This is a genomic window from Methanobrevibacter cuticularis, from assembly GCF_001639285.1.
Classification (GTDB): domain Archaea; phylum Methanobacteriota; class Methanobacteria; order Methanobacteriales; family Methanobacteriaceae; genus Methanobaculum; species Methanobaculum cuticulare.
The window spans coordinates 1-3252 of the sequence record NZ_LWMW01000167.1 but is presented as its reverse complement, the minus strand read 5'-3'; the positions used below and the strand labels follow the sequence as shown (position 1 = coordinate 3252).

Below are 3252 nucleotides of genomic sequence, written 5' to 3'. Positions count from 1 at the left end.
TGTGGTTTCTCTTTGTTTTTGTTTTGGGGTGTGTAGAAGTGATATCTTTATATATGGGTAATTGCTATAAGTATGTTTGTCCAGTAGTTAAAAGTTAATAGTTTAATAGGATACTAACTGTTCTTTAGATGACTAACAAATTTTTTCTATTTATTGATAAAGATAATAGTTAGTAGTTGATTGTTAAGCATTTTTTTAGTTTTTGATATATAGCTGGATGGTATGTTGAGATATATATTATATTTTAATGATGAGGTGAAAGATATTATGAATAAGTTTAGAAAGACGTCTTTTGTGATGGTCTTATTGTTGCTTTTTGCTTTGTTGGTAATGGTTGGTTTATCAACTAGTTTTGCAGCAGATCGTAATATTACTAATACGACTGATGGTGGTATTAGTGGTGCTGTTAATAGCTCTCTAGCTAACGATAAGATAATATTGTCTGATGGTATTTATTCAGGCAACAACAACAAAGACATAATAATAAATAAGAATTTAACCATTACAGGAACCAATAAGGCCAACACGGTTCTTGATCTAAGAGGTGGTAGTAAGTTATTCACAATTAATTCAGGTGTGAGACTAACACTACAGAATCTAACAATAAAAAACGCAATGATTGGTAATAATAGTTTCCTGATAAATAACAATGGTTATCTAACAATAGAAAACTCTATAATCGCAGATAATAGTTTATCGTTTAATATTCGTGAGAACACCACTTATACAAGTAATGATGTGTTGGAAAATGATAGTTTTGAATCTGGTTACCTTATTGGTAACAATGGACAAATGAACATCATTAACTCAGCATTCATTAACAATAACATGAACATAAACTACCAACAGTATCATAATGTTCCTTATACTAATACTACTACTTTGTATTTTAATAATACAATTTATAACAGTAGTGTTGTGGGTTCTGGGTTCATTGTTAATAAAGGTAGGCTTAATATCACAAGATCAGAATTCACAAACAACATAATAAAAACAACAATAAACCGCGAATTCAACTGGAACAATGACCAAAATATAATTATTGATATTCGCAATCCTAATGGTGAACTTGTTATTGGTGATCAAACTACTGGTTATATTTATGCAATGATTGTTAACACTGGTGATTTAATTATCACACAATCCAACTTCCAAAACAACACCAACAACTACAATGAGACAAGAAACTACAACAAAAACACAACCATAACCATAAATGGTGGCACTGGTAAAAAAACCACAAGTTTTGGTAGCTATAATCTAATATATTCTAGTAGTAATCTAGAAGTAAATAATTCTAATTTCACTAACAACGACTACAACACAACATATACAAGCAATAACCCTAACTATCGTGCAACTAACGATGGTGGAGGAATTTATGCAACTAGTAATGCTAATGGCACTGTTATTGCCGATATTGTTAATTCCAGTTTTATAAATAATACCGCAGCTAATGGCGGAGGAATTTTTCTAACTACTGGTACTAATGGTAATGTTAGTGCTGATATTGTTAATTCCAGTTTTATAAACAACACCGCAACTACTAATGGTGGAGGAATTTTTCTAACTACTGGTACTAATGGCACTGTTATTGCCGATATTGTTAATTCCAGTTTTGCAAATAATACCGCAGCTAATGGCGGAGGAATTTTTCTAACTACTGGTACTAATGGTAATGTTAGTGCTGATATTGTTAATTCCAGTTTTATAAATAATACCGCAACTAATAATGGTGGAGGACTTTATGCAGCTGGTAATGGTAACAGTAATGTTGATATTCATAGTTCCAGTTTTATAAATAATACCGCAACTAATGGCGGAGGACTTTATGTAACTAATAATAATGGTAATGTTAGTGCTGATATTCATAGTTCCAGTTTTATAAATAATACTGCAGCTAATGGCGGAGGACTTTATGCAACTAGTAATACTAACGGTAATGTTGATATTCATAGTTCCAGTTTTATAAATAATACTGCAGCTAATGGCGGAGGACTTTATGTAACAACTAATAATAATGGTAATGTTAGTGCTGACATTGTTAATTCCAGTTTTATAAACAACACCGCAACTACTAATGGTGGAGGAATTTTTCTAACTACTGGTACTAATGGCAATGTTATTGCCGATATTGTTAATTCCAGTTTTGCAAACAACACCGCAGCTAATGGCGGAGGAATTTTTCTAACTACTGGTACTAATGGTAATGTTAGTGCTGATATTGTTAATTCCAGTTTTATAAATAATACCGCAACTAATAATGGTGGAGGACTTTATGCAGCTGGTAGTGGTAACAGTAATGTTGATATTCATAGTTCCAGTTTTATAAATAATACTGCAGCTAATGGCGGAGGACTTTATATAACTAATAATAATGGTAATGTTAGTGCTGATATTCATAGTTCCAGTTTTATAAATAATACTGCAGCTAATGGCGGAGGACTTTATGCAACTAGTAATACTAACAGTAATGTTGATATTCATAGTTCCAGTTTTATAAATAATACTGCAGCTAATGGCGGAGGACTTTATGTAACAACTAATAATAATGGTAATGTTAGTGCTGATATTCATAGTTCCAGTTTTATAAACAACACCGCAACTACTAATGGTGGAGGAATTTTTCTAACTACTGGTACTAATGGCAATGTTATTGCCGATATTGTTAATTCCAGTTTTATAAACAACACCGCAGCTAATGGCGGAGGAATTTTTCTAACTACTGGTACTAATGGCAATGTTATTGCCGATATTGTTAATTCCAGTTTTATAAACAACATCGCAACTAATAATGGTGGAGCAACTTATGTAACTACTTGGATTAATGGTACTGTTAGTGTTGATATTAGTAGCTCTATCTTTGTAAATAACATTGCATCTAATGGTAAGGCTATTTATGTAACTACTGGTTCTAATGGTAATGTTAACGTTATTATAAATTATAATGCATTTTTAAATCAGCCTACTGGTACTATTTATAAGGATAGTGCTTCTCCTGCTGTTGTTGATGCTGATTATAATTATTGGGGTTTTAATGGTGTCCCAAGTTTGACTAATGTTGTTGTGAATAATTACTATGTTCTTGGTATTACTAATATTAGTGATCTTAGTACTAATTATGGTGTTGGTGATTTATTAAGCTTCAACTACACTGTGTATTTGAATGGTTCTAGTGATAGTTCTGGTTCTGATTTATTGCCTTCTATGAATGGTGTTTATTGGAATGGTACCTTTTTCAAAGAGTTTGGT

The 3252-nt window shown here is 31.8% G+C and carries 1 protein-coding gene; it reads left to right on the top strand.

Annotation, left to right across the window (positions count from 1 at the left end; translation table 11 throughout):
- Positions 1 to 267 precede the first annotated feature (267 nt).
- Positions 268 to 3252: beta strand repeat-containing protein (locus MBCUT_RS10205; protein ID WP_157082591.1), on the top strand; the 2985-nt coding region annotated here is incomplete at its 3' end.